The following is a 20,023-nucleotide window of genomic DNA, read 5'->3' as shown; positions in this document are numbered from 1 at the left end:
GGGCGGTGTCGGCGGGCACTTTCTCAGGAGCGATCGGGTCTGGGTGGCGATGCCTCCGCGGAAATCCGCGGCCCGCCGCCCGCGCGCCGCGCGTCTCTCCTGAGAAAGTGCACGCACGGGCGCGGCATCCATCACTTGGGCGCCATCCGGATCGCGCCGTCGAGGCGGATCGTCTCGCCGTTGAGGTAGCCGTTGCGGACGATCTCGAGAACGAGCGAGGCGTACTCGTCGGGCTTGCCGAGGCGCTGCGGATACGGCACCTGCTGGCCGAGGCTCGCCTGGGCGGCTTCGGGGAGGCCCGCGAGCATCGGGGTCTCCATGATCCCGGGCGCGATCGTGCACACGCGGATGCCGTAGCGCGCGAGCTCGCGCGCGATCGGCAGCGTCATCGCGTGGACGCCGCCCTTGGATGCCGAGTAGGCGGGCTGCCCGATCTGACCGTCGAATGCGGCGACGGACGCCGTGTTGACGATCACCCCGCGGTCTCCGCCGTCGGTCGGCTGGGTGCGGGCGATCGCCGCTGACGCCTGCCCGATGACGTTGTACGTGCCGATGAGGTTGACGCGGACGATCTTCTCGAAGTGCGCGAGATCGGTCGGCACCCCTTCGCGATCGAGGACTTTGGCGGGCGGCGCGATGCCGGCGCAGTTGACGACGACACGTAGCGGCCCGTGCTCGCCGGCTGTGGCGACCGCGGCGGCGACCTGGGCCGGGTCGGTCACGTCGGCGGGGGCGAAGGTGCCGCCGAGTTCGGCGGCGCGCTCGGCGCCGGGCGACGACGGCAGGTCGACGATGACGACGTGGGCGCCCGCGCCGGCGAGGCGGGTCGCGGTGGCGAGTCCCAGTCCGCTGGCGCCGCCCGTGACGAGGGCGGATGCTCCGGCGATGTCCATGTGTGTGCTCTCCTTCGAACTCGACGCTCAGCCTACCCGGCGACACGCCGTTTCAGGAACCGAGGCACTCAGTCCCACGGGTGGTCGCGGGCCGTGCGCCCGACGCCGCGGGGCACCGGCCCCGGCAGGATGGATGCCATGAGCATCCCCTCGTCCGACATCGCGGTGCCGGCGCGCGTCGCCGGCGCCGCAGCCCGGGGCATCCAGGTGCCGAGCGCTCTCCGCACTCCCCCGCCGATCGACCTCGCCGTCGTCTGCCACGGCGACGCCTGCGTGCCGAACACCCTGCTCGGCGACGACGGCCGGTGGATCGCGCATGTCGACCTCGGCGCGCTCCGCGTCGCCGACCGCTGGGGCGACATCGCCGTCGCGGCCATGAGCACTGAGTGGAACTACGGACCCGGATGGCACGACGCGCTCATCGCGGCCTATGGCGTCGACCCCGACCGGGAGCGCCTCTCCTACTACCGCGACCTCTGGAACGCGACCTGATCGCGAGGCATGATGAGCGGATGGCGCATCCGCTGATGTTCGATGAGGCCGACCCGCTGCTCGCGCGCGTGCGGGATCTCGCGCTCGCGCTGCCCGAGGCGGCCGAGAAGGTGACGCACGGGCGTCCGACGTTCTTCACGACGAAGGTGTTCACGTACTACGGCGGCCGCCCGCGCGGCGACACCGCCGACCGTCACGACGCGGCCCTCGTCTTCCGCCCCGATCCCGCCGACGAGCCCGCCCTCCGGCAGGACGCCCGCTTCTGGGAGCCGGCGTATCTCTGGCCGCACGGCTGGCTCGCGCTCGACCTCGATGACGACACCGACTGGGCCGAGGTCGCAGAACTCATGGATGCCTCGTACCGCCTGACCGCGCCGAAGCGGCTGATCACGGCGCTCGACGCCGCGACGCCACCGCCCGGTTGACGCCACCGCCCGGCCAACGCCAACGCCCGGCTCACGCCACCGCCGGTCAACGCCACAGCGCGCGGCATCCCCCCAAGGATGCCGCGCGCCGGGGCGTCACGCGTCAGCGCACGTCCTCGTTGACCCAGTCCATCGACTTCTGGACGGCCTGCTTCCAGAGGCGCAGCTGACGCTCCCGCTCCTCGACGTCGTCGTTGGGCGTCCAACGACGGTCCTCCTGCCAGTTGGCGCGGAGTTCATCGAGGTCGTTCCAGAACCCGACGGCGAGGCCCGCCGCGTACGCCGCCCCCAGGGCGGTGGTCTCGGCCACCACCGGGCGCACGACAGGCACGCCCAGGATGTCAGCCTGGAACTGCATGAGCGTGTCGTTGGCGATCATGCCGCCGTCGACCTTGAGCTCGGTGAGGTCGACACCCGAGTCGGCGTTGACCGCGTCGAGCACCTCGCGCGTCTGGAACGCGGTCGCCTCGAGGGCGGCGCGGGCCAGGTGGCCGCGGTTGGCGTAGCGCGTCAGGCCGAGGATCGCGCCGCGGGCGTCGGGACGCCAGTACGGCGCGAACAGACCCGAGAACGCCGGCACGAAGTACACGCCGCCGTTGTCCTCGACGGTCGTGGCGAGCGCCTCGACCTCGGGTGCCGAGGTGATGATGCCGAGCTGGTCGCGCAGCCACTGCACGAGCGAACCGGTGACGGCGATCGAGCCCTCCAGCGCGTAGTGAGCCGGCTCGTCACCGAGCTTGTAGCCCACCGTCGTCAGCAGACCGTTCTCGCTCTTGACGATCTCGGTGCCGGTCTGGAAGATCAGGAAGTTGCCCGTGCCGTAGGTGTTCTTGCTCTCACCCGCGTCGAATGCAGCCTGGCCGAACGTCGCCGCCTGCTGGTCGCCGAGGATGCCCGCGACGGGCGTCTCGCGCAGCAGCGACGCGTCGCGCGCCTCGCCGTAGACCTCGCTCGAGGAGCGGATCTCCGGCATCATCGAGCGCGGCACGCCGAAGTCGCCGAGGATGTCGTCGCGCCACTCGAGCGTCTTCAGGTCCATGAAGAGCGTGCGCGAGGCGTTGGTGACGTCGGTGGCGTGCACGCCGCCTTCGGGGCCGCCGGTGAGGTTCCACAGCACCCACGTGTCGGTCGTGCCGAAGATGAGGTCACCCGCCTCCGCCTTCTCGCGCGCACCTTCGACGTTCTCGAGGATCCAGACGATCTTGGTGCCCGAGAAGTACGTCGCCAGGGGCAGCCCGACGATGTCCTTGTACTTCTCGACGCCCTCGTCGCCGGCGAGCCGGTCGACGATCGGCTGGGTGCGGGTGTCCTGCCAGACGATCGCGTTGTACACCGGGATGCCGGTGTTCTTGTCCCAGACGACGGCGGTCTCACGCTGGTTGGTGATGCCGATCGCGGCGATGTCGTGACGGGTGAGGTTCGCGCGACCGAGCGCGATACCGATCACCTCGCGCATGTTGTCGCGGATCTCGATCGGGTCGTGCTCGACCCAACCGGCACGCGGCATGATCTGCTCGTGCTCCTTCTGTCCGACCGAGATGATCGATCCCTTCTTGTCGAAGATGATCGCGCGGCTGGATGTGGTGCCCTGGTCGAGGGCGATGATGTAGTCGGCCATGGTGACTTCCTTGTCTTTCGGGTTGGATGCCGGATGGTGCGGATGACTGGTGCGGTCTGCGTCCGTGCGCCGGTCAGGCGACGGTCTTCACGAGGTGCAGCAGCACGGGTGCGGCGAACGCGGCGATGGCGCCACCGATGAGCGGGCCCACCACGGGGACCCAGGCGTACGACCAGTCGCTCGAGCCCTTGCCCTTGATGGGCAGCACCGCGTGGGCGATGCGGGGGCCGAGGTCACGGGCGGGGTTGATCGCGTAGCCGGTGGGGCCACCGAGCGACGCGCCGATGCCGACCACGAGCAGGGCCACGGGCACCGCGGAGAGCGGGCCGAGGGCGCCGGGCACGCCGATCTGCACGTCGCCGTAGTCGGCGAAGGCGAAGATCCCGAAGACCAGGACGAACGTGCCGATGATCTCGGTGATGAGGTTCCAGCCGTACGAGCGGATCGCGGGGCCGGTCGAGAAGACGCCCAGCTTGTTGGCCGGGTCGGGCTCCTCGTCGAAGTGCTGCTTGTACGCCAGCCAGCACAGTACGGCACCGATGAAGGCACCGATCAGCTGCGCCGAGACGGCGATGAGGAACTGCACGCCGCTGATCTTGCCCGCGATGAGCAGGCCGAGCGAGACGGCGGGGTTCAGCTGCGCGCCCGAGTACGCCGAGACGAGCACACCGGCGAACACCGCGAGGCCCCAGCCCCAGTTGATCATCAGGGTGCCGCCGCCGAGGCCCTTGGACTTGGCGAGGATGACGTTGGCGACAACGCCGCCACCGAGCAGGAGCAGCATCGCCGTTCCCACGAGTTCGGACAGGAAATAGAGTCCGAGGTTGACTTCTTGCATGTCGACATTGACCTTTCAGCAGGGTGCGCGAGCGACGCCGCCGCGCAGAGGATGTTCGCCTGAGGATGGGTTGCCGGCGTCAGGCACGCCGGGGTTCGGATGGTCGGTAGCGGGTCAGGCGTGCTGCGGGGCGAGCGACGCCGTGCTGACGTCGATGCGGTGCGCGTCGCGCAGCGTCACGGTGGCGGCGGCGACCTGGGCATCCGTCTCGTCGGCATCCCACCCGAGAGCGGGGGCCGCGGCCTTCGCGACCTCGACGAGCGTGTCGCCGGTCACCCCGCCGACGAAGGCGATCGAGGTGCGGCGCAGCAGCAGGTCGATGAGCGAGACGACCTCTTCGCGCGCGGCGAGCAGGGCGATCTCTTCTTGCGAGTAGCCGGGGGCGTGCGCGAGGGGGTGCTGCGTGACGGGCAGGCTCGACAGCAGCTCGGCCGCGTAGGTGCCGTAACGCTCGAGCATGCGATCGGCGAACTCGGCCGCGTGCGCACCCCGGTGCGCCTCGACCCACCGGCGCCGGTCGGCGTCGGTGCGCGGGTAGCCGGCGCCTCCGCCGATCGCGAGATCCGTCGTCGAGACCGTGCGGGAACGACCCAGGAGCTGCATCACGTCGGTGGAGATGTGCTCGGACAGCGCCCGGAACGTCGTCCACTTGCCGCCCACGAGGCTCAGCACGTGCACGCCGTCGAGCCGAGCGCGCTCGATGCGGTAGTCACGGGAAACGAACCCGGGGGCGACGTCGTCGTGACGGGGCAGCGGGCGGATGCCGGAGAACGTGTAGACGATCTGCTCGCGCGAGACCGAGATGTGCGGGAACACCTGCGCGATGAGGTCGAAGAAGTAGTCGATCTCATCGTCGGTGCACACGGTCGGCTTCGACGGGTCGGCGTCGATGTCGGTGGTTCCGACCATGACGCGGCCCTTGAGCGGGTAGATCAGCACGATGCGCCCGTCGGATGCCTCGAAGAAGATCTCGTTGCCCCGGGTCGCGTCGAGCAGCTCGGCGTTTTCGAGGACGATGTGCGAGCCCTTCGTGCCGCCCATGAAGCGCGTGGCCTGACCGAGCGCGGCGTTCGTGAGGTCGGTCCACGGTCCGCTGGTGTTGACGATCACCTTCGCGGTGAACGGGAACTGCTCGCCGGTGACCTCGTCGCGGATGATGACGGACGAGCCGTCGGAGCCGACGACCGGTGCGTAGTTCGCGGCGCGCGCCGACTCTTCGCGCAGGCCGTCGCGCAGCACGTCGAGCGCGAGGCGCTCGGGGTCGTGCATCGACGCGTCGTAGTAGGTCGCGGTGTAGGCGAACCGGCCGTCGAGGTCGGGGAAGAGCTCGTGCGACTTCTTGCGGCCGTGGAAACGGTGCCGGGGCACCGCGCCGCCGTCGCGCGAGAACGTGTCGTAGATGATGAGGCCGATCTTGATGAGCAGCGCTCCGCGCTCGCGCGGCTTGCCGCGCCCGTGCGAGACGAGCAGACGGAAAGGGGCGGTGAGGATACCGGAGAACGTCTTGTGGATCGGGATGGTGGTCGGCAGCGGCTTGACGTAGTGCGGCGCGTTGCGCACGAGACGGTTGCGCTCCGTGACCGATTCGCGCACGAGCCGGAACTCGCCGTTCTCGAGGTAGCGCACGCCGCCGTGCACCATGTGGCTGGATGCCGACGAGGCGCCGCTCACGTAGTCGCCGCGCTCGACGAGCGCGACGTCGACGCCCTGCAGGGCGAGGTCACGGAAGGTCGCGATTCCGTTGATGCCGCCGCCGATGATGAGCACATCTGCCTGCGGGCGGTCTTTGAGGGCCTGGATGTTCGAGCGGTTCGTCGTCGCTGACGCGGTCATGGCACTTCCTTTTTCACGGCTGGTGAGACCTAGACTGGAGCGCGCTGAACGAATTCACAAGGGGCATGAACGAACGTGCACCACACCGACTTCTCTGCACGAATATGCAGCCAAGGGGAAGCATGAGCGGAATCGAAGCCGACGCGCGCACGCGCGAGGCCTTGCACGTGGCCCAGCTGTACTACGAGCGCGATCGCACGATGGAACAGATCGCGGCGGAGCTGAACGTGTCGCGGTCATCCGTGTCGCGACTGCTCTCCTACGCGCGCGAGATCGGGCTCGTCGAGATCACGGTGCACTCGCCCCAGCAGGGCAGCACGGCCGTCGCCCGGCGCGTCGCGGAGCGCTACGGCATCTCGGTGCACGTCGTGAGCTCGCCCCCGCGCACGCCCGACGCCGAGAAGCTCGAGCGCACGGCTCGGTCGGCGGCGCGCGCTCTCGCCGCGACGCTCGACCCCAATGCATCCATCGGCGTCGCCTGGGGCGCGACGGTGTCGGCGATCGCGCGGCACCTGCCGCCGAAGCGCCTCTACAACTCGCAGATCGTGCAGATGAACGGCGCCGCCAACGAGATCACCTCGGGCATCGCCTACTCGGGCGCCATCCTGGAGCGGTTCGGGCAGAGCTTCGGCGCCGACGTGCAGCAGTTCCCCGTGCCGGCGCTGTTCGACGACCCGTCGACGAAGCAGCTGATGTGGCGGGAGCGCTCGGTGCGACGCGTGCTGGATGCCCAGGCGCGCGTGCAGGTGTTCGTGTTCGGGCTCGGCTCGCCGACCGCCGACGTGCCCTCGCACGTCTACTCGGGCGGGTACCTCAGCGGCGACGACCTCCACTCGCTCATGCGCGACGGCATCGTCGGCGACTGTGCGACGGTGTTCTACCGCATCGACGGCAGCTCGTCGGGCATCCGCCTGAACGAGCGCTCGAGCGGGCCGAGCCTCGATGCGATCCGGCGGATCCCGCGGCGGCTGTGCGCGGTGTCGAGTCTGTCGAAGCTCGACGCGCTGAAGGGCGCGCTCGCCGCGCAGCTGATCACCGAGCTCGTGATCGAGGAGAGCCTCGCCCGGCGACTGCTCGAGGGCTGAGCGCGAGAGCCCGCGACGGGCTCAACGACAGGTCCCGCGACGGCCGCGGCGACAGCCACGGCAACGCCCTCAGCGCGGATACCAGGTCAGCCGGGGCCGAGGATGAAATTCCAGGCGCCGGTCGCGACGGCGACGGTAACCGCGATCACGGCGATCGCGGCGCCGACGGCGATGAGCGCCCACTCCCGGCCGCCGAATCGCGACGCTCGTGCCCACGTGCGGGGGCCGGGGGCGCCGAACGCGCGGGCCTCCATCGCCGTGGCGAGGGCCGAGCCGCGGCGGATGGCGAGCACGAACAGGGCGAAGGCCGCCGAGACCGCACGCCGCACCCGGCCGGTGTCGGCGACGCCGCGCGCTCGACGCGCGCGCTCGAGCGCCCGCCAATCGGAGGCGAGCAGACCGAGCAGGCGCATGCCGGCGAGCGCGCCCAGCACGAACCGCGCCGGCAGGCGCACGACCTGCGCCAGCCCGTCGGCGAGGTCGGTCGGATCGACGGTGACGAACAGCACGACCGCCGGCAGGCCGATCGCGAGCACGCGCAGGAAGGTCGCGACGGCGAGCAGCAGCGATCCCTCACTGATGCGCACCAGCATCCATTCGACGTACACCTCGCCGCTCGTCACGCCGTACAGCGCGACGGTCGCTGCGCCGGTGAACGCGCCGAGCCAGACCGGCAGCGTCCGCAGCCAGAAGGTGCGCCACGGCAGCCCGGCCGCGAGCAGCAGCGGAATCTCGAGCACGAGGGCGACACCCGCCGACACCGGGTCGATCGACAGCACCAGCACGACCGCGATGAGCAGCGCCGCGGCGAGCTTGGCGACCGGATTGATCGTGGCGAACGCGCGCCGGGAAGAAGAAGAAGAGGAGCGGGAGGAGGATGCCGCGGCGGAGCCGGCGACCGCGTCGACGCTCACGGAGTCCGCCCGCCGTCGCCGGTCGGCGCGGCCGCACCGACGCGCAGCCGCCGCGCGTGGAGCGCGTCGAGCACCTGCTCGTCGTGGGTGACGACGACCACGGCGAGCGGACCGCGGTCGTCGACGCCGTCGCGCAGCGCCGCGATCATCGCGACGAGCTCGGTCCAGGTGCGGGCATCCTGCCCGAACGTCGGCTCGTCGAGCACCAGCACGCGGGGGCGGGTGGCGAGCACGGCACCGACGGTCAGGCGCCGCTTCTGTCCGCCCGAGAGGGTGTACGGGTTGGCGGCGGCGAGCGGCGCGAGTCGCAGCCGCTCGAGCAGGTCGTCGACCCGTTCGGCGATCTCGTCTTCCGGCACCCCGAGCGCCCTCGACCCCACCTCGAGCTCGCCACGCACCGTGCGGGCGAGCAGCTGATGCTCGGGCTCCTGGAACACCGTGCCGATGCGGGTCAGCAGGTCTTTCGAGCTCCAGGCGAACGGATCCTCGGCGCGCGGCACAGGACGGCGGCGCGGTCTGCGGCGGGAGCGCCCGCGCACCCCCGCGGCGAGGGCGGCGGATGCCTCGACCTCGCCCGCGAGCGGGGCGAGCAGTCCCGCGAGGGTCAGGGCGAGGGTCGACTTGCCCGCGCCGTTGCGCCCCACGATCCCGAGCACCTCGCCGGCGCGCACGTCGAAGCTCAGCGGTCCGGCGGCGGCGACAACGCGCTCGCGGCCGACCACGAGCTCCCGCGCCGACAGCAGCACCTCGCCCGGCGGCCCGGGCGGGGGCGGCAGCGGGAGCGCCGCCTGGGGCAGCCAGACGCCGGCTTCGGCGAGCGCCGCCGCCTGCGCGTCGAGCACGCCGGCGGGCGCGCCGTCGGCGATGACGCCCGCCTCACCGAGCACGATCACCCGATCGATGAGCGGCAGCCACACGTCGACGCGGTGCTCGATCACGACAAGCGTGGCACCCGTCTCGGCGAGCACCCGCCCGACGGCGTCGCGCACCTCGCGCACGCCCTCGGGGTCGAGGTTCGCGGTCGGTTCGTCGAGCAGGATCGCCCCGGGTCGCATCGCGACGACCCCGGCGAGCGCGAGGCGCTGCTTCTGCCCTCCCGACAGGTTCGCCGTGGAGCGGTCGGTCGGGACGTCGAGGCCGACGGCGGCGAGCGCCGCGTGCACGCGCGGCCAGATGTCGGCGGGCGGCACGCCCAGGTTCTCGCACCCGAAGGCGACGTCGTCGCCCACCCGCGCGAGGATCGTCTGACTGTCGGGGTCCTGCAGCACCATGCCCGCCCGGCCGCGCACCGATGCGGCGAGCGCCCCGTCGACGAGCAGCTCGCCCTCGTGCTCGCCCTCGTCCGCGCCGCCGAGGATGCCCGCGATGCCCTGCAGCAGCGTCGACTTGCCCGCGCCCGAGGCGCCGAGCAGCAGCACCCGCTCCCCCGGCGCGATGCGGAACGAGGCATCCCGCACCGCCCACGCCTGACGCGTCGCATACCGCCAGCCCCACCCGCGCGCCTCGATGGCGGCGGGGGCGGTCACGCCGGCACCGGTCACACCGGCAGCGCCCGGATCGCCCGTGCCCCGGGTCCCCTCGGTCTGGGCGGCGGTCACACGCGTGCGGTGGCCTCGCGTCCCGACGCGAATCTGCTGAGCGCGCCGGTGGAGGCCAGGGCCTTCATGAGCAGCCACCCGCCGAGACCGGCGATGACAACTCCGGAGATCGTCGTGGAGGTGATGTAGACGGCGGTGAACGGCACGTCGGCGCCGGGGTACCAGAGGATGCGGTCGTTGATGCCGCAGGCGAGGCCGGATGCCGCGCCGGCGAGGAGAGCGACGGGAAGGGTCCACACCTTATACAGGAAGACCAGGAAGACGATCTCGGCACCGAGGCCCTGGACGAGGCCCGACGCGATCGTCAGCGGGCCCCACGCGTTGCCGACGAGGGCGGAGATGACGGCGGCGACCGTCTCGGTGTAGAGCGCCGCACCCGGCTTTCTGATGATGAGGCCGCCGAGCACCCCGGCGATCAGCCACGGACCGGCGAGCAGGCCCTGCAGGCCGGGGAGCAGCGGCTTGAGTACGGAGGCGGGGCCTTCATAGCCGACGTTCCACAAGAGGAAGATGAGCGCGCACGCGACCGCGATCACACTGGCGACGACGATGTCGACGATGCGCCAGCGGAAGCGGCCCGACGTGGGCGATCCGCCAGGCGGCGTCGCGGACGACGATGTGACGGTGGACGAAGACGCCGAAGCGTGCATGTTCTCTCCTCCCTGCGCCGGCATGATCCGGATCAGGTTCGACGGTCGAAGCGTGGATCGCTTCCTCTCAGCCCGGCTCACCGGACTCCCGTGGTTGTGACGTCGAGTATATCCATCAGCAGGTAGTTTTAGCGGGTGACCATCGAAGACGCGCCCCCGTCGTCGCGGCGCGCGCGTCGCGAAGCGCGTGCCGCCCGCGCCGCGGCGCCTGCGGGCGCGGCGCCCACGGCAGGGGATGGCGCGGACTCGACGGCGTCGACGGATGGCTCGGCGCGCGTCGCACCGGCATCCGGTCACCTCGCGCTCGGCTGGCTCGCCGACGACGACGTCACCGCCCGGAGCGCGCCGCGAGACCTCGCCGGGGCATCGAACCCCTACACCGTCGCCTCGGTCGACCTGCTTGCCCGCCGGCCGCGCCGCTCGCCGCTGCGGCCGGGCGTCGTGCTGCCGTTCCTCGGCGCCCTCGCCCTGGTCGGCGCGTACGCGGCGGCGACGCTGCTCTGGCCGCTCTATGCGGTCGCGCCCGTCGTCGACAAGGTCGCCGTCGCCGATCTCACCTCCCCGGCGACCGCGGTGACGTGGCCGGCCGAAGGCTCCGCGGCGGTCGGTGTCGCGGGCTTCGACGGCGCGGCCGCGTCGACCGGCGACCGCGCGCCGATGGCGAGCATCACGAAGCTCGTCACGTCGCTGATGATCCTCGAGCAGCTGCCGCTCGCCCCCGGCGAGAGCGGCCCCGAGTACGCCTTCACCGAGAGCGACCACGACGAGTACTACGACTACCTCTATGCCGACGAGTCGGCGCTCGACGTGCCGGTCGACGGCACGCTGACGGAATATCAGATGCTGCAGGGCATCCTGATCGGCTCGGCCGGCAACTACACCGACCGTCTCGCGAGCACGATCTGGCCGAACGACTCCGTGTTCGCGCGCGCGGCGGCGGAATGGCTCGAGCGGCACGGCCTGAGCGGCATCACCGTGGTCGAGCCGACGGGCATCGACCCCGAGAACGCCGCCGATCCCGCCTCGCTCATCACGCTCGCCCGCTACGCGCTGGCCGACCCTGTCGTCGCCGAGATCGTGCGAACACCCGTCGTGACACTGCCCGGCGCCGGCGAGGTCGTGAACACGAACGACCTGCTGAGCGACCCCGCCGTCGTCGGCATCAAGACGGGCAGCCTCGACATCGGCTACAACCTGCTCGCCGCCCGCGAGCAGCCCGTCGGCGACGCGACCGTGCGTGCCTACGCCGTGACGCTGACCCAGCCGACCGACGAGGCGCGCGACGCCGAGACAGCGCGCCTGCTCGCCGAGGTGGGCGCCGAGGCATCCCAGCCGCGAGTGCTCCCCGCCGGCACCCTCGCCGGCACGGTGTCGACGCTGTGGGGCGCCACGGCGTCGATCCTGACCGACGCCGACGCCTCACTGCTGCTGTGGAACGGCGCGACCGCGCCCGTCGAGTCCGACATCTCGCTGGGCGATGCGCGCACCGCCGGGGCAGCGGTCGGCACGGTCAGCCTGACCGGCCCGCTGGGCTCGGCGAGCGCGGGGCTGCGGCTCACCGACGACATTCCCGAGCCGGATGCCTGGTGGCGCCTCACCCACCCCCTGCAGCTCTGGGGGCTCGCCGACTGATCCGACCTTGACCGTCGCCGAAGCGTCGTCTATCGTTTCTCGATAGATATCTCTCGTTCGACGGTAGGGTGCGCATGTCTCGCTGGTCTGTCTTCACCGTCCGCGTGCTCGTGGTGCTGGCTTTCGCGCTGATCCTGCTCTTTCAGGTGCTCGTCGTGCCCTCGATCATCGCGCAGTCGGCATACATGTACCCGATGTTCGCGTACCTGCAGGTTCCGGCGATCATAGGCTCGGTCATGTTGCTCGCGTGCGGCCAGGTGGTGCTCGTCTGCGTGTGGCGGCTGGTCGATCTCGTCGCCGAGGGGCGCATCTTCGATCGGCGGGCATTCGCCTGGGTCGACACGGTGATCGTCGCCCTCTGGGCCGCCGTCGGCCTCATCATCGTGGGCGCTGTCGTGGTCAACGTCACGGGCGCCACGGGCCCGGGCCTTTTCTACCCGATCATCATCGGTGTGGTGTTCGGCACCGGTGCGGCCCTCGTCATGGGCATCATGCGCCGGCTGCTGCACCAGGCCACCGATCTGCGCGGCGAACTCGACGAGGTCGTCTGATGGCGATCCGCATCGACATCGACGTGCTGCTCGCGCGGCGCCGCATGAGCGTAGGCGAGTTCGCCGACGCGATCGGGATCACCCCCGCCAACGTCGCCGTCCTGAAGAACGGGCGCGCGAAGGCCGTGCGCTTCTCGACGCTCGACGCGATCTGCCGGGTGCTCGAGTGCCAACCCGGCGACGTGCTCGCATGGGTGCCTGATGAGGTCGAGACCCGCACGGCCGCATCGTGACCGCAATGGAGCGACAGAATGACGGCCTCGGCTGGTTCGGCTGGTTCCTCGCGCTCGCGGGGTCGGGATGGGCTCTGCTCGTCGTCACGGCGACCTGGTTCTTCGGACAGCGCGAATCGGTGGACGCGCGCTGCATCCTCGACGGCGTGGGCCCCGATTTGGCTGCGTACGCCGCCGCGGGGACCTTTCCCGAGGCCGTCATCCCAACCGGCTCGTTCGGGTGGTTCCCGCTCGGCTGGACGTGCCGCTGGGAGCTCGGGTCGGCAATCTACACCTACGCGCCCGGCTGGGGGCCCACACTGCTCGCCGCGCCAGGCGTGATCATCGCGCTCATCCCGGTCTTGTTCTGGCTCGCCGGGTGCCGACGCCGACGCCGGTGAGCGGGGAGGAGGGTTTCGATACGCGTCGCTGCGCGCCGCTACTCAACCTTGACGCGCAGCCGCGTCGACGCCGCTGCGCGGCATTGAGCGGGCGCGGGTCAGAACGGCCAGACGACGGGCACGTAGAGCACGGCGACGAGGAGGTAGCCGATCATGAGCGGGATGCCGAGGCGCCAGTAGTCGCCGAAGCGGTAGCCGCCGGGCTGCAGCACCATGAGGTTCGCGGGGGTGGCGACCGGGGTCAGGAAGGCGGCGGCGCCGGCGACGGTCAGGGCCATCATGAACGGCAACACGCTGAGATCGAGGCTCTGCGCGGTCGCGACGGCGATCGGCGTGACGATCAGCACGGTCGCGACGTTCGAGATGAACTGCCCGAGCACCATCGTCAGCAGGCACAGCACCAGCAGCGCGAGCTGGGGCGAACTCGACCCGATGATCCCGAGCACCACGTCGGCGACCCGGCCCGCCGCGCCGGTCGAGATGAAGGCGGCCGACAGGGGCACCATGCCGGCGATGAGGATGACCGTCGTCCACGAGATCGCACGGTACGTCTGCGGGATGGTGAGCACCCCCGTCAGCACGATCGCCCCCGCCGCGAGCAGGCCCGCCACGGCGGGCGGCACGAGTCCGGTCGCGAGGAGCACCACCATGAGCGCCAAGATCACGAGCGCCCGCTTGGCGCCCCGGCCGAGCGGCACGGCGCGCTGCAACGACTGGGGCGGGGTCACCGCGATGACGTCGGGCGACTGCGCGTAGCGGGTGAGCGCCGCCCACGGGCCCTGCACGAGCACGGCGTCGCCCGCCTGCAGCACGAGCGAGCCCGTCACCCCGGTGCCGCGCGAGGCGTTGGGGCCGTCGTCGTCGCCGCGGCGGACGGCCAGGATCACGAGGTCTTCGTCGCGGGTCGTCATGCCGGCCGACACCGTGCGGCCGATGAGGCGCGACCGGGGCGCCACCAGCACCTCGGCGACCCCCTCTTTCGCGCTGAAGACCACGCCGGTGTCGAGGTCGACGTCGTAGCTGGCGCGGAGCGTCTGCGCGTGCTCGTTGGGGTCGGGCACGTCGCCGAAGTGCTCGGGCGATCTCGACGGCAGCAGGCGCTCACCGCCGAGCGCGACGACCGAGATCGTGAGCACCACGAGCGGCACCCCGACCAGCGCGAACTCGAAGAATCCGAACTCGCGGCCGCCCGCCGCGGCGGCGGCCTCGGAGACCACGATGTTCACCGGCGTGCCCGTCAGGGTCAGCAGCGAGCCGGCGCTCGCGGCGAAGGCGAGCGGAATGAGCAGCTTCGAGGGCACGATGCCCGCGCGCACCGCCACCACGACGACGACGGGGAGGAGCGCCGCGACGGCACCGTTGATCGAGATGAAGGCCGCGAGCACCGCGGCCATCGCGCCGATCACGACGGTGAGGCGCACGCGCCCGCGGCCGGCGCGCGTCACGACCTGCTGGCCGAGCCAGGCCGTCACCCCCGTGGCATCCAGCGACTCGCTCACCACGAACAGGCTCGCGATGAACAGGACGGTCGGGTCGCCGAAGCCCGCGAGCGACTCGTTCAACGTCAGCACGCCGGTCGCCCACAGGGCGAGAGCGACGCCGAGCGAGACGACCGCGAGCGGCACGCGACCACTCACGAACGCGACGATCGCGACCGCGAGGATCAGGAAGGTCCAGGTGGCGGGATCCATGGGTCGGCGCGTGTCGGGTCGGCGAGCGGCGGTCAGCGGGCGAGGTCGCGGAGCAGGTCGGAGACGCGGCCGAGGTCGTCGACCGACCAGTGGGTCAGCCGCTCGCCCATGCGGGTCTGGTACCGGCGGCGCGCGAGGGCGAGACGCTCGCGGGCGGTGTCGGTGGCGGCGAGCACACGGGCGCGCCGGTCGTCGGCGTCGGGGCGGCTCTCGACGAGGCCCAGGTCTTCGAGCTGGCGCACGTGCCGGCTCACGGCCGATTTGTCGGTCTGCAGTCGGTCGACGATCGCGGTGGCCGACGTGGCCTTGCCGCTCGCGATCGCGACGAGCACCTGATAGCCGAGCGGCTGCAGGTCGGGATGCACCTGCGCGGCCGCGTCGCGCCAGCTCGCGCGAATGCGCCCGATCACGCCGCCGAGCTCTTGCTCGAGGCGGCCGATCGCCGCGTCGCGGCTTTCCGCCGGCAGATCGCCGGCACTGAGGCCGGCCGCCGCGCCGCAGGCATCGGTGGATGCCGAGGGTGCGGTGGTGGCGCTCATGCTGGCCAGTGTACGGCTGAAGCCGATCAGAGTTCCGAGAGGCAGCGGATCGCTTTGATGGCGGCGGCGAGCTCATCGGGCGTGAGGCCGTCGAGGGCCGCCCGCAGCCGCTCGGCGTGGTCGGCGCGCAGCGCCCGCAAGGCCTCGTGCGCGAGAGGGGTTGCGGCGAGCACGCGCTGGCGGCCGTCGCCCTCATCGGGGCGTGATACCACGAGGCCGAGCTCTTCGAGGGCCTTCACCTGCCGGCTCACCACCGACTTGTCCATCTCGAACGCCTCTGCCACGAGGTGGGCATTGGTCACCCCGGCGCGGGCGACGAACCCGAGCAGTTTGTAGCCGGCGGGCTGCAGATCGGGGTGCACACGCGCCGCCGACTCTTTCCACAGCAACCGGGCCCGGGTGAACAAGAGGTTCACTTGCCACTGGAACTCTGCCAGCGACTCGTCCTCTGCGGCGCCGATCGCATCGGCGCCCTCCCGGGCCGCGGTTGCCGTGGTCATCTCAACTCCTGCGCAGCTGCTCGTCGCGCGGCTCGTCGCCGCGCAGTTCGTCATCACTGAGCACCGCGACGCTCCCGGTCGACGTCTGCCATTGCGCTCCGTCGGCCGACTGCAGGCGCACGGCACCGGTGGCGGTGGATGCCCCGACCTCGGCCTCGGCGACGCCGATCGCCGACTCTTCGGCCTGGTCGCGCAGCTGTTCGGCGGCGGTCTTGGTCGACAGCGGCTTGTTCTTCAGGAACGCGATCGCGATGATCGCGAGCACGGCGAGCGGGATCGCGATGACGAAGACGTCGGCGATGCCGTGGCCGTACGCCGACTCGACGAGCGAGCGGATCGTGTCGGGCAGGGCCGACACCTTCGGCACGTCGCCGGAGCCGAGAGCCTTCAGGGCGTCGACCTCTTCGGGGGTGGTCGGGACGAAGCCGGTGAGACCGTCCTTCATGTAATCGGTGACCTTGGTGGCAAGCATCGACCCCATGACGGTCACGCCGATGGTGCCGGCGATCGTGCGGAAGAAGTTGACGTTCGACGACGCGGCGCCCAGCTGCGTCGGCGGGGTGTCGTTCTGCACGATCAGCGTGAGGTTCTGCATGACCATGCCGAGGCCCGCGCCGAGCACGAACATGTAGACGGCGACGAGCGAGAACGGGGTGTCGTAGCGCAGCGTCGACATGAGCGTCACGCCCACCAGGGTGAGGATCGAGCCCGTGAGCATCCAGCCCTTCCACTTGCCGAAGCGGCTCACCAGCTGGCCGATCACGATCGAGGCGCCCATCTGCCCGATGATCATCGGAATCGTCATGAGGCCCGACTCGGTCGGTGTGGCACCGCGCGCGAGCTGGAAGTACTGCGCGAGGAACACCGAAGTGGCGAACATCGAGACGCCGATGGCGATGGATGCCACGACCGACAGCGTGAAGGTGCGGTTGCGGAAGAGCGACATCGGCACGATGGGCTCGGGCACGAAGAACTCGACAACGACGAAGGCGATGATGCCGACGACAGCGATGATGCCGAGCGTCCAACTGGTGCCCGAGTTCCACTCGAACTGGCTGCCGCCCATCGACACCCAGATGAGCAGGGTCGAGACGCCGACGGCGAGCAGGACGATGCCGAAGTAGTCGATCGAGACCTTGGCGCGGTTCGGCTTGGGCAGGTGGAGCGTGAACTGCAGGAGGACGAGGGCGACGATGGCGAAGGGGACGCCCACGAAGAAGTTGGCGCGCCAGCCCCACCAGTCGGTGATGAGCCCGCCCAGCAGCGGGCCGCCGATCGTGCCGAGGGCCATGATGCCGCCGACGACACCCATGTACTTGCCGCGCTCGCGCGGCGAGATGATGAGCGCCACCGCGATCATGACGAGCGACATGAGGCCGCCGACGCCGATGCCCTGGATGACACGGACGGCGATGAGCATGTTCGTGTCGGTCGAGAAGCCCGCGATGACGGTTCCGACGGTGAAGAGGATGAGCGAGAGCTGGATGAGGATCTTGCGGTCGACGAGGTCGGCGAGCTTTCCCCAGATCGGGGTGGAGACGGCGGTGGCCAGAAGGCTCGCCGTGATGACCCACGTGTACTGCGACTGGGTGCCACCGAGGTCGGCGATGATGACCGGCATCGAGGTCGAGACGACCGTGCCCGAGAGCACCGCGACGAACATGCCGACGATGAGGCCCGAGATGGCGGTGAACACCTCGCGCGCCGAGCGCGAGGCGGGTGTGTGATGAGTGTGATGAACGTGACGAGACGTGTCTGCGCCGGTCAAAGTGAGGTCCTGCTCCTTGCTGGAAGGTTGATCGACGTCAACCATACCTCAATTAGTTGCCTATTGTCTACTATGGACGTCGGTCAACCTTCTCCGGTGCCATCGCCGTAGCGTCGGCCAGCAGCTCACGCCCGAGCACCGTCGCCCCCGCGACGGCCGCGGGCATCGTCGCGACCGCCCCGAGCGGCACGAGGAAGCACAGCTGCGTGGCGACGCCGAAGCCGAGAACGCGGGCGCGGTGGCGCCGGCGGAGAGCGCGGCGCTCTGCGGCCTGGATGCCACGCGCCGCCAACGCACGGGTCGTCAGCTCGTCGGCGAGCAGCCAGCCCGACATGCCGACGGCGGCGACGAAGCCGAGCACTCCTCCGACGACGGGGACGAGGCCGCAGAGCGCCGCGAGGATCGCGCAGCCGATGCCCCGGACGAACAGCGCGAGCCCATCGCGGGCCGCGCGCCAGAACCCGGTGCGGTCCTCGAGGTCCGGCGTGCCGAGGTCGCTTTCGACGGCGCGCCAGATCCGCTCGTAGAACGGGTCGCCGATGACGAGGGTCAGCGCCGTGAACGACACCGCCGCGAGCACGATCGCCGCACCCAGCATCGCCGTGCCGACCGCGACGCGCAGGACTCCTGCCCAGAAACTCGGCCAGCCGTCGGCGAACGGCGTGACCCAGTCTGTGAGCGCGGGCAGCGACAGTCCGAGTGCAACGATCGCGGCGAACAGCAGGAGCGAGGCGATCGCTGCGGGAATGAGCCCGAGCACCATGGCCTTGGGGAGACGACGCCAGTAGGCGAATCCCCTGCCGAGCAGGGCGACGCCCGCGACGAATCCACTCATCCGGCCACCCTAAGGCGAGGACGGCGAAATCGTTCGCACTGCCCGCTTGCGGATCGCGTCGAGGATGTCGATTCGCTGAAGTCGGTCCGTGCGGGAATCAGACGTCCCGTCAGTTGACGGATCCATAGGTCGATGCGTCGAAGTGATATATCGCATGAGAACGCTTTAATCTTTCCTGCCGCGTGCAATAGCGTAACGGTCAATCTGATCGCGAATTACTGGGGGCACGGTGCGGTTCAAGCGGATGACGTGGCGGTTGCGGCTTCGATCGCGCTTGTGTTGGCGGGAGTTCTCCCCGCCAGCGCCGCCGATGAGGCGGAGTCGGGTAGCACGTCGAATGTCGTCGGCGACCCCGAGTACAACGTCCTCGGTGAGACGCCGACGCAGCCGGACGCTCGCGCGCGCATGTCGGTTGCCACGCCTACACGGATCACGTTCTCGGAGAACCCGGTCGGCACCTACGTGCAGAGCCTTTATGTGGCCACCCACGGCGTTCAATTCGGTCCGACTGCTTTCATCGCCACCGACGGAGCTAACCCGCGAGTGGACGATCGAGATGTTCGGCGCTGATGTTGACCCCGAGGGCGAGCCGGTGGACCTCGTAGTCACCGACACTCCGGACTGGAACGCCGAGCCGGTCGCTGACATCAATGTCACCCGGATCGACGACGACACCTACCGCTTCGATGCGACCGGTTCCACCGACGCCGATGGCGAGATCACGGGCTACGAGTGGGACTTCGGTGACAGCGTGACCATGGTCTCGGGCGCCGTCGTAGAGCACACCCTCGCGCCGGGCGACTTCAAGGTCGCGCTGGTGGTCACCGATGACGACGGCGGGCTCGACCTCACCACGACCGAAGGGACCATCACGGTCGCCGAACCGAATCGTGCCTCCGACATCGTCATCCGATCAGGGGGCTTGACCCCTGATCTTGGACACGCTGATTCCAGCACGATGCTGGGGAAGCGAGAATCTGAGGGATGGCAAGGAAGAACTACACGGACGAGTTCCGGCAGCGTGCGGTGGATTTGTACGAGTCCACGCCGGGCGCGACGCTGAAAGCGATCGCGGCCGATTTGGGGATCTCCCGTGGTGCGTTGAAGGAATGGGTCGACAAGCTCGGATCCGGGACCGCTGCGGCCGGTTCGGTGTCGCCGCCGGTGTCGGTGCGGTCGGAGTCGCAGGCGGCGAGGATCATCCGGTTGGAAGCCGAGTTAGCTGTACTTCCCCGTGAGGTTGTGAACGCGGGCTGAGGGGGTCTGGCCGCCGATCCCGGTGTGGGGTCTGTGGTGATTGTAGTGATGCAGCCAGGTCTCGTAGGCCGCGGCTCGCTCTGCTTCGCTGGCGTAGGGCTTGGCGTAGGCCCATTCGGCGGCGAGGGTGCGGTTGAAGCGTTCGACCTTCCCGTTGGTCTGCGGCCGATACGGCTTTGTCCACTTGTGCTTCACACCGTCGCCGAGCGCGTCCGCGAACGCGTGTGACCGGTAGCACGCGCCGTTGTCTGTCATCACGGCGGTGACCGTGACTCCGAGGCTCGCGAAGAA

At 70.3% G+C, this 20,023-nt stretch carries 22 protein-coding genes, 1 pseudogene and 1 riboswitch; of the genes and pseudogenes, 10 read left to right on the top strand and 13 right to left on the bottom strand.

The features are described 5' to 3' along the window. Positions 1-131 precede the first annotated feature (131 nt). Positions 132-893, bottom strand: coding sequence for an SDR family NAD(P)-dependent oxidoreductase (locus tag LOK55_RS08450; protein WP_229935016.1), 762 nt, complete (start codon positions 891-893; stop codon positions 132-134). Positions 894-1,049: 156 nt separating this feature from the next. Here LOK55_RS08450 and LOK55_RS08445 point away from each other — a divergent pair. Both LOK55_RS08445 and LOK55_RS08440 read left to right on the top strand, forming a co-directional pair. Beyond that, positions 1,050-1,385, top strand: a pseudogene (locus LOK55_RS08445) (phosphotransferase); the annotation flags it as partial. A gap of 20 nt (positions 1,386-1,405) precedes the next feature. Then, the gene (locus tag LOK55_RS08440) at positions 1,406-1,810 is read left to right on the top strand and encodes an MmcQ/YjbR family DNA-binding protein (protein ID WP_196324167.1); all 405 of its coding nucleotides are present in this window, start codon (positions 1,406-1,408) and stop codon (positions 1,808-1,810) included. Positions 1,811-1,913: 103 nt separating this feature from the next. Here LOK55_RS08440 and glpK read toward each other — a convergent pair whose 3' ends face one another. From glpK to LOK55_RS08425, 3 genes are all read right to left on the bottom strand, one after another. Then, complete coding sequence (gene glpK / locus LOK55_RS08435; protein WP_229935015.1) at positions 1,914-3,428, bottom strand: glycerol kinase GlpK; 1,515 nt, start codon at positions 3,426-3,428, stop codon at positions 1,914-1,916. A gap of 73 nt (positions 3,429-3,501) precedes the next feature. Beyond that, positions 3,502-4,266: an MIP/aquaporin family protein gene (locus LOK55_RS08430; RefSeq protein WP_229935014.1), complete on the bottom strand. Its 765-nt coding sequence runs from the start codon at positions 4,264-4,266 to the stop codon at positions 3,502-3,504. A gap of 114 nt (positions 4,267-4,380) precedes the next feature. Continuing rightward, positions 4,381-6,099 carry a glycerol-3-phosphate dehydrogenase/oxidase gene (locus LOK55_RS08425; RefSeq protein WP_229935013.1) on the bottom strand — a complete coding sequence of 573 codons (1,719 nt, stop codon included), beginning with the start codon at positions 6,097-6,099 and terminating at the stop codon, positions 4,381-4,383. A gap of 122 nt (positions 6,100-6,221) precedes the next feature. Between LOK55_RS08425 and LOK55_RS08420 the strand changes: the two genes are divergently transcribed. After that, the gene (locus LOK55_RS08420; RefSeq protein ID WP_229935012.1) at positions 6,222-7,184 is read left to right on the top strand and encodes a sugar-binding transcriptional regulator; all 963 of its coding nucleotides are present in this window, start codon (positions 6,222-6,224) and stop codon (positions 7,182-7,184) included. Between the two features lie 86 nt (positions 7,185-7,270). Here the strand turns inward: LOK55_RS08420 and LOK55_RS08415 are convergent, their stop codons facing one another. The 3 genes from LOK55_RS08415 to LOK55_RS08405 all read right to left on the bottom strand — a co-directional run bounded on the left by LOK55_RS08415 (position 7,271) and on the right by LOK55_RS08405 (position 10,346). After that, complete coding sequence (locus LOK55_RS08415; RefSeq protein WP_229935094.1) at positions 7,271-8,014, bottom strand: energy-coupling factor transporter transmembrane protein EcfT; 744 nt, start codon at positions 8,012-8,014, stop codon at positions 7,271-7,273. Positions 8,015-8,094: 80 nt separating this feature from the next. Next, a complete protein-coding gene (locus tag LOK55_RS08410; protein WP_229935011.1) occupies positions 8,095-9,624 on the bottom strand; it encodes an ABC transporter ATP-binding protein in 1,530 nt (509 codons plus the stop codon). A gap of 68 nt (positions 9,625-9,692) precedes the next feature. Further along, complete coding sequence (locus LOK55_RS08405; protein WP_229935010.1) at positions 9,693-10,346, bottom strand: ECF transporter S component; 654 nt, start codon at positions 10,344-10,346, stop codon at positions 9,693-9,695. Continuing rightward, positions 10,339-10,448, bottom strand: a riboswitch (TPP riboswitch). (Overlaps the previous gene by 8 nt.) Positions 10,449-10,481: 33 nt before the next feature. Between LOK55_RS08405 and LOK55_RS08400 the strand changes: the two genes are divergently transcribed. From LOK55_RS08400 to LOK55_RS08385, 4 genes are all read left to right on the top strand, one after another. Continuing rightward, positions 10,482-11,978: a D-alanyl-D-alanine carboxypeptidase family protein gene (locus tag LOK55_RS08400; RefSeq protein ID WP_229935009.1), complete on the top strand. Its 1,497-nt coding sequence runs from the start codon at positions 10,482-10,484 to the stop codon at positions 11,976-11,978. A 74-nt stretch (positions 11,979-12,052) separates the two neighbouring features. Beyond that, complete coding sequence (locus LOK55_RS08395) at positions 12,053-12,529, top strand: DUF2975 domain-containing protein (protein ID WP_229935008.1); 477 nt, start codon at positions 12,053-12,055, stop codon at positions 12,527-12,529. Continuing rightward, positions 12,529-12,762 carry a helix-turn-helix transcriptional regulator gene (locus LOK55_RS08390; protein WP_196325183.1) on the top strand — a complete coding sequence of 78 codons (234 nt, stop codon included), beginning with the start codon at positions 12,529-12,531 and terminating at the stop codon, positions 12,760-12,762. The genes LOK55_RS08395 and LOK55_RS08390 overlap by 1 nt, the downstream gene beginning before the upstream one ends. Positions 12,763-12,767: 5 nt before the next feature. Next, positions 12,768-13,142 (top strand): hypothetical protein, encoded by a 375-nt coding sequence (locus LOK55_RS08385; protein ID WP_229935007.1) that lies wholly within the window; start codon positions 12,768-12,770, stop codon positions 13,140-13,142. 98 nt (positions 13,143-13,240) lie between these two features. On the opposite strand, the gene LOK55_RS08380 is transcribed toward LOK55_RS08385, so the two are convergent. From LOK55_RS08380 to LOK55_RS08360, 5 genes are read right to left on the bottom strand one after another with little or no spacing between them, the layout of a single operon-like run. Beyond that, complete coding sequence (locus LOK55_RS08380) at positions 13,241-14,833, bottom strand: SLC13 family permease (protein WP_229935006.1); 1,593 nt, start codon at positions 14,831-14,833, stop codon at positions 13,241-13,243. A gap of 32 nt (positions 14,834-14,865) precedes the next feature. Beyond that, positions 14,866-15,372 (bottom strand): MarR family winged helix-turn-helix transcriptional regulator, encoded by a 507-nt coding sequence (locus LOK55_RS08375; RefSeq protein ID WP_229935005.1) that lies wholly within the window; start codon positions 15,370-15,372, stop codon positions 14,866-14,868. Positions 15,373-15,398: 26 nt separating this feature from the next. Further along, positions 15,399-15,872: a MarR family winged helix-turn-helix transcriptional regulator gene (locus LOK55_RS08370; RefSeq protein ID WP_229935004.1), complete on the bottom strand. Its 474-nt coding sequence runs from the start codon at positions 15,870-15,872 to the stop codon at positions 15,399-15,401. A gap of 1 nt (position 15,873) precedes the next feature. Further along, a complete protein-coding gene (locus LOK55_RS08365) occupies positions 15,874-17,685 on the bottom strand; it encodes a DHA2 family efflux MFS transporter permease subunit (protein ID WP_374107639.1) in 1,812 nt (603 codons plus the stop codon). Between the two features lie 25 nt (positions 17,686-17,710). Then, complete coding sequence (locus tag LOK55_RS08360; RefSeq protein WP_229935002.1) at positions 17,711-18,475, bottom strand: EI24 domain-containing protein; 765 nt, start codon at positions 18,473-18,475, stop codon at positions 17,711-17,713. A 249-nt stretch (positions 18,476-18,724) separates the two neighbouring features. On the opposite strand from LOK55_RS08360, the gene LOK55_RS08355 reads away from it, so the two are divergent. The 3 genes from LOK55_RS08355 to LOK55_RS08345 are packed head-to-tail and all read left to right on the top strand — an operon-like array spanning position 18,725 to position 19,732. Continuing rightward, the gene (locus LOK55_RS08355; RefSeq protein ID WP_229935001.1) at positions 18,725-19,045 is read left to right on the top strand and encodes a hypothetical protein; all 321 of its coding nucleotides are present in this window, start codon (positions 18,725-18,727) and stop codon (positions 19,043-19,045) included. Continuing rightward, a complete protein-coding gene (locus LOK55_RS08350; RefSeq protein WP_229935000.1) occupies positions 19,032-19,538 on the top strand; it encodes a PKD domain-containing protein in 507 nt (168 codons plus the stop codon). The genes LOK55_RS08355 and LOK55_RS08350 overlap by 14 nt, the downstream gene beginning before the upstream one ends. Continuing rightward, positions 19,460-19,732 (top strand): transposase, encoded by a 273-nt coding sequence (locus tag LOK55_RS08345; RefSeq protein WP_374107638.1) that lies wholly within the window; start codon positions 19,460-19,462, stop codon positions 19,730-19,732. The genes LOK55_RS08350 and LOK55_RS08345 overlap by 79 nt, the downstream gene beginning before the upstream one ends. Here LOK55_RS08345 and LOK55_RS08340 read toward each other — a convergent pair. Next, on the bottom strand, positions 19,694-20,023 hold a 330-nt coding region (locus LOK55_RS08340), incomplete at its 5' end, for an integrase core domain-containing protein (protein ID WP_229934999.1). The two genes, LOK55_RS08345 and LOK55_RS08340, sit on opposite strands and share 39 nt — an antisense overlap.

This window comes from Microbacterium sp. F2E (genome assembly GCF_020905435.1).
Taxonomy (GTDB): Bacteria; Actinomycetota; Actinomycetes; order Actinomycetales; family Microbacteriaceae; genus Microbacterium; species Microbacterium lacticum.
This window is presented reverse-complemented; position numbering and strand designations above follow the sequence as displayed.

Excerpts from the sequence above, each read along its gene's own strand:
- LOK55_RS08380 (WP_229935006.1), bottom strand. The coding sequence starts at position 14,833 with ATGGATCCCGCCACCTGGACCTTCCTGATCCTCGCGGTCGCGATCGTC.
- LOK55_RS08350 (WP_229935000.1), top strand. The coding sequence starts at position 19,032 with ATGTTCGGCGCTGATGTTGACCCCGAGGGCGAGCCGGTGGACCTCGTA.
- LOK55_RS08420 (WP_229935012.1), top strand. The coding sequence starts at position 6,222 with ATGAGCGGAATCGAAGCCGACGCGCGCACGCGCGAGGCCTTGCACGTG.
- LOK55_RS08425 (WP_229935013.1), bottom strand. The coding sequence starts at position 6,099 with ATGACCGCGTCAGCGACGACGAACCGCTCGAACATCCAGGCCCTCAAA.
- LOK55_RS08365 (WP_374107639.1), bottom strand. The coding sequence starts at position 17,685 with ATGGTTGACGTCGATCAACCTTCCAGCAAGGAGCAGGACCTCACTTTG.
- LOK55_RS08360 (WP_229935002.1), bottom strand. The coding sequence starts at position 18,475 with ATGAGTGGATTCGTCGCGGGCGTCGCCCTGCTCGGCAGGGGATTCGCC.
- glpK (WP_229935015.1), bottom strand. The coding sequence starts at position 3,428 with ATGGCCGACTACATCATCGCCCTCGACCAGGGCACCACATCCAGCCGC.
- LOK55_RS08395 (WP_229935008.1), top strand. The coding sequence starts at position 12,053 with ATGTCTCGCTGGTCTGTCTTCACCGTCCGCGTGCTCGTGGTGCTGGCT.
- LOK55_RS08405 (WP_229935010.1), bottom strand. The coding sequence starts at position 10,346 with ATGCACGCTTCGGCGTCTTCGTCCACCGTCACATCGTCGTCCGCGACG.
- LOK55_RS08450 (WP_229935016.1), bottom strand. The coding sequence starts at position 893 with ATGGACATCGCCGGAGCATCCGCCCTCGTCACGGGCGGCGCCAGCGGA.
- LOK55_RS08390 (WP_196325183.1), top strand. The coding sequence starts at position 12,529 with ATGGCGATCCGCATCGACATCGACGTGCTGCTCGCGCGGCGCCGCATG.
- LOK55_RS08345 (WP_374107638.1), top strand. The coding sequence starts at position 19,460 with ATGGCAAGGAAGAACTACACGGACGAGTTCCGGCAGCGTGCGGTGGAT.
- LOK55_RS08430 (WP_229935014.1), bottom strand. The coding sequence starts at position 4,266 with ATGCAAGAAGTCAACCTCGGACTCTATTTCCTGTCCGAACTCGTGGGA.
- LOK55_RS08375 (WP_229935005.1), bottom strand. The coding sequence starts at position 15,372 with ATGAGCGCCACCACCGCACCCTCGGCATCCACCGATGCCTGCGGCGCG.
- LOK55_RS08385 (WP_229935007.1), top strand. The coding sequence starts at position 12,768 with ATGGAGCGACAGAATGACGGCCTCGGCTGGTTCGGCTGGTTCCTCGCG.
- LOK55_RS08370 (WP_229935004.1), bottom strand. The coding sequence starts at position 15,872 with ATGACCACGGCAACCGCGGCCCGGGAGGGCGCCGATGCGATCGGCGCC.
- LOK55_RS08440 (WP_196324167.1), top strand. The coding sequence starts at position 1,406 with ATGGCGCATCCGCTGATGTTCGATGAGGCCGACCCGCTGCTCGCGCGC.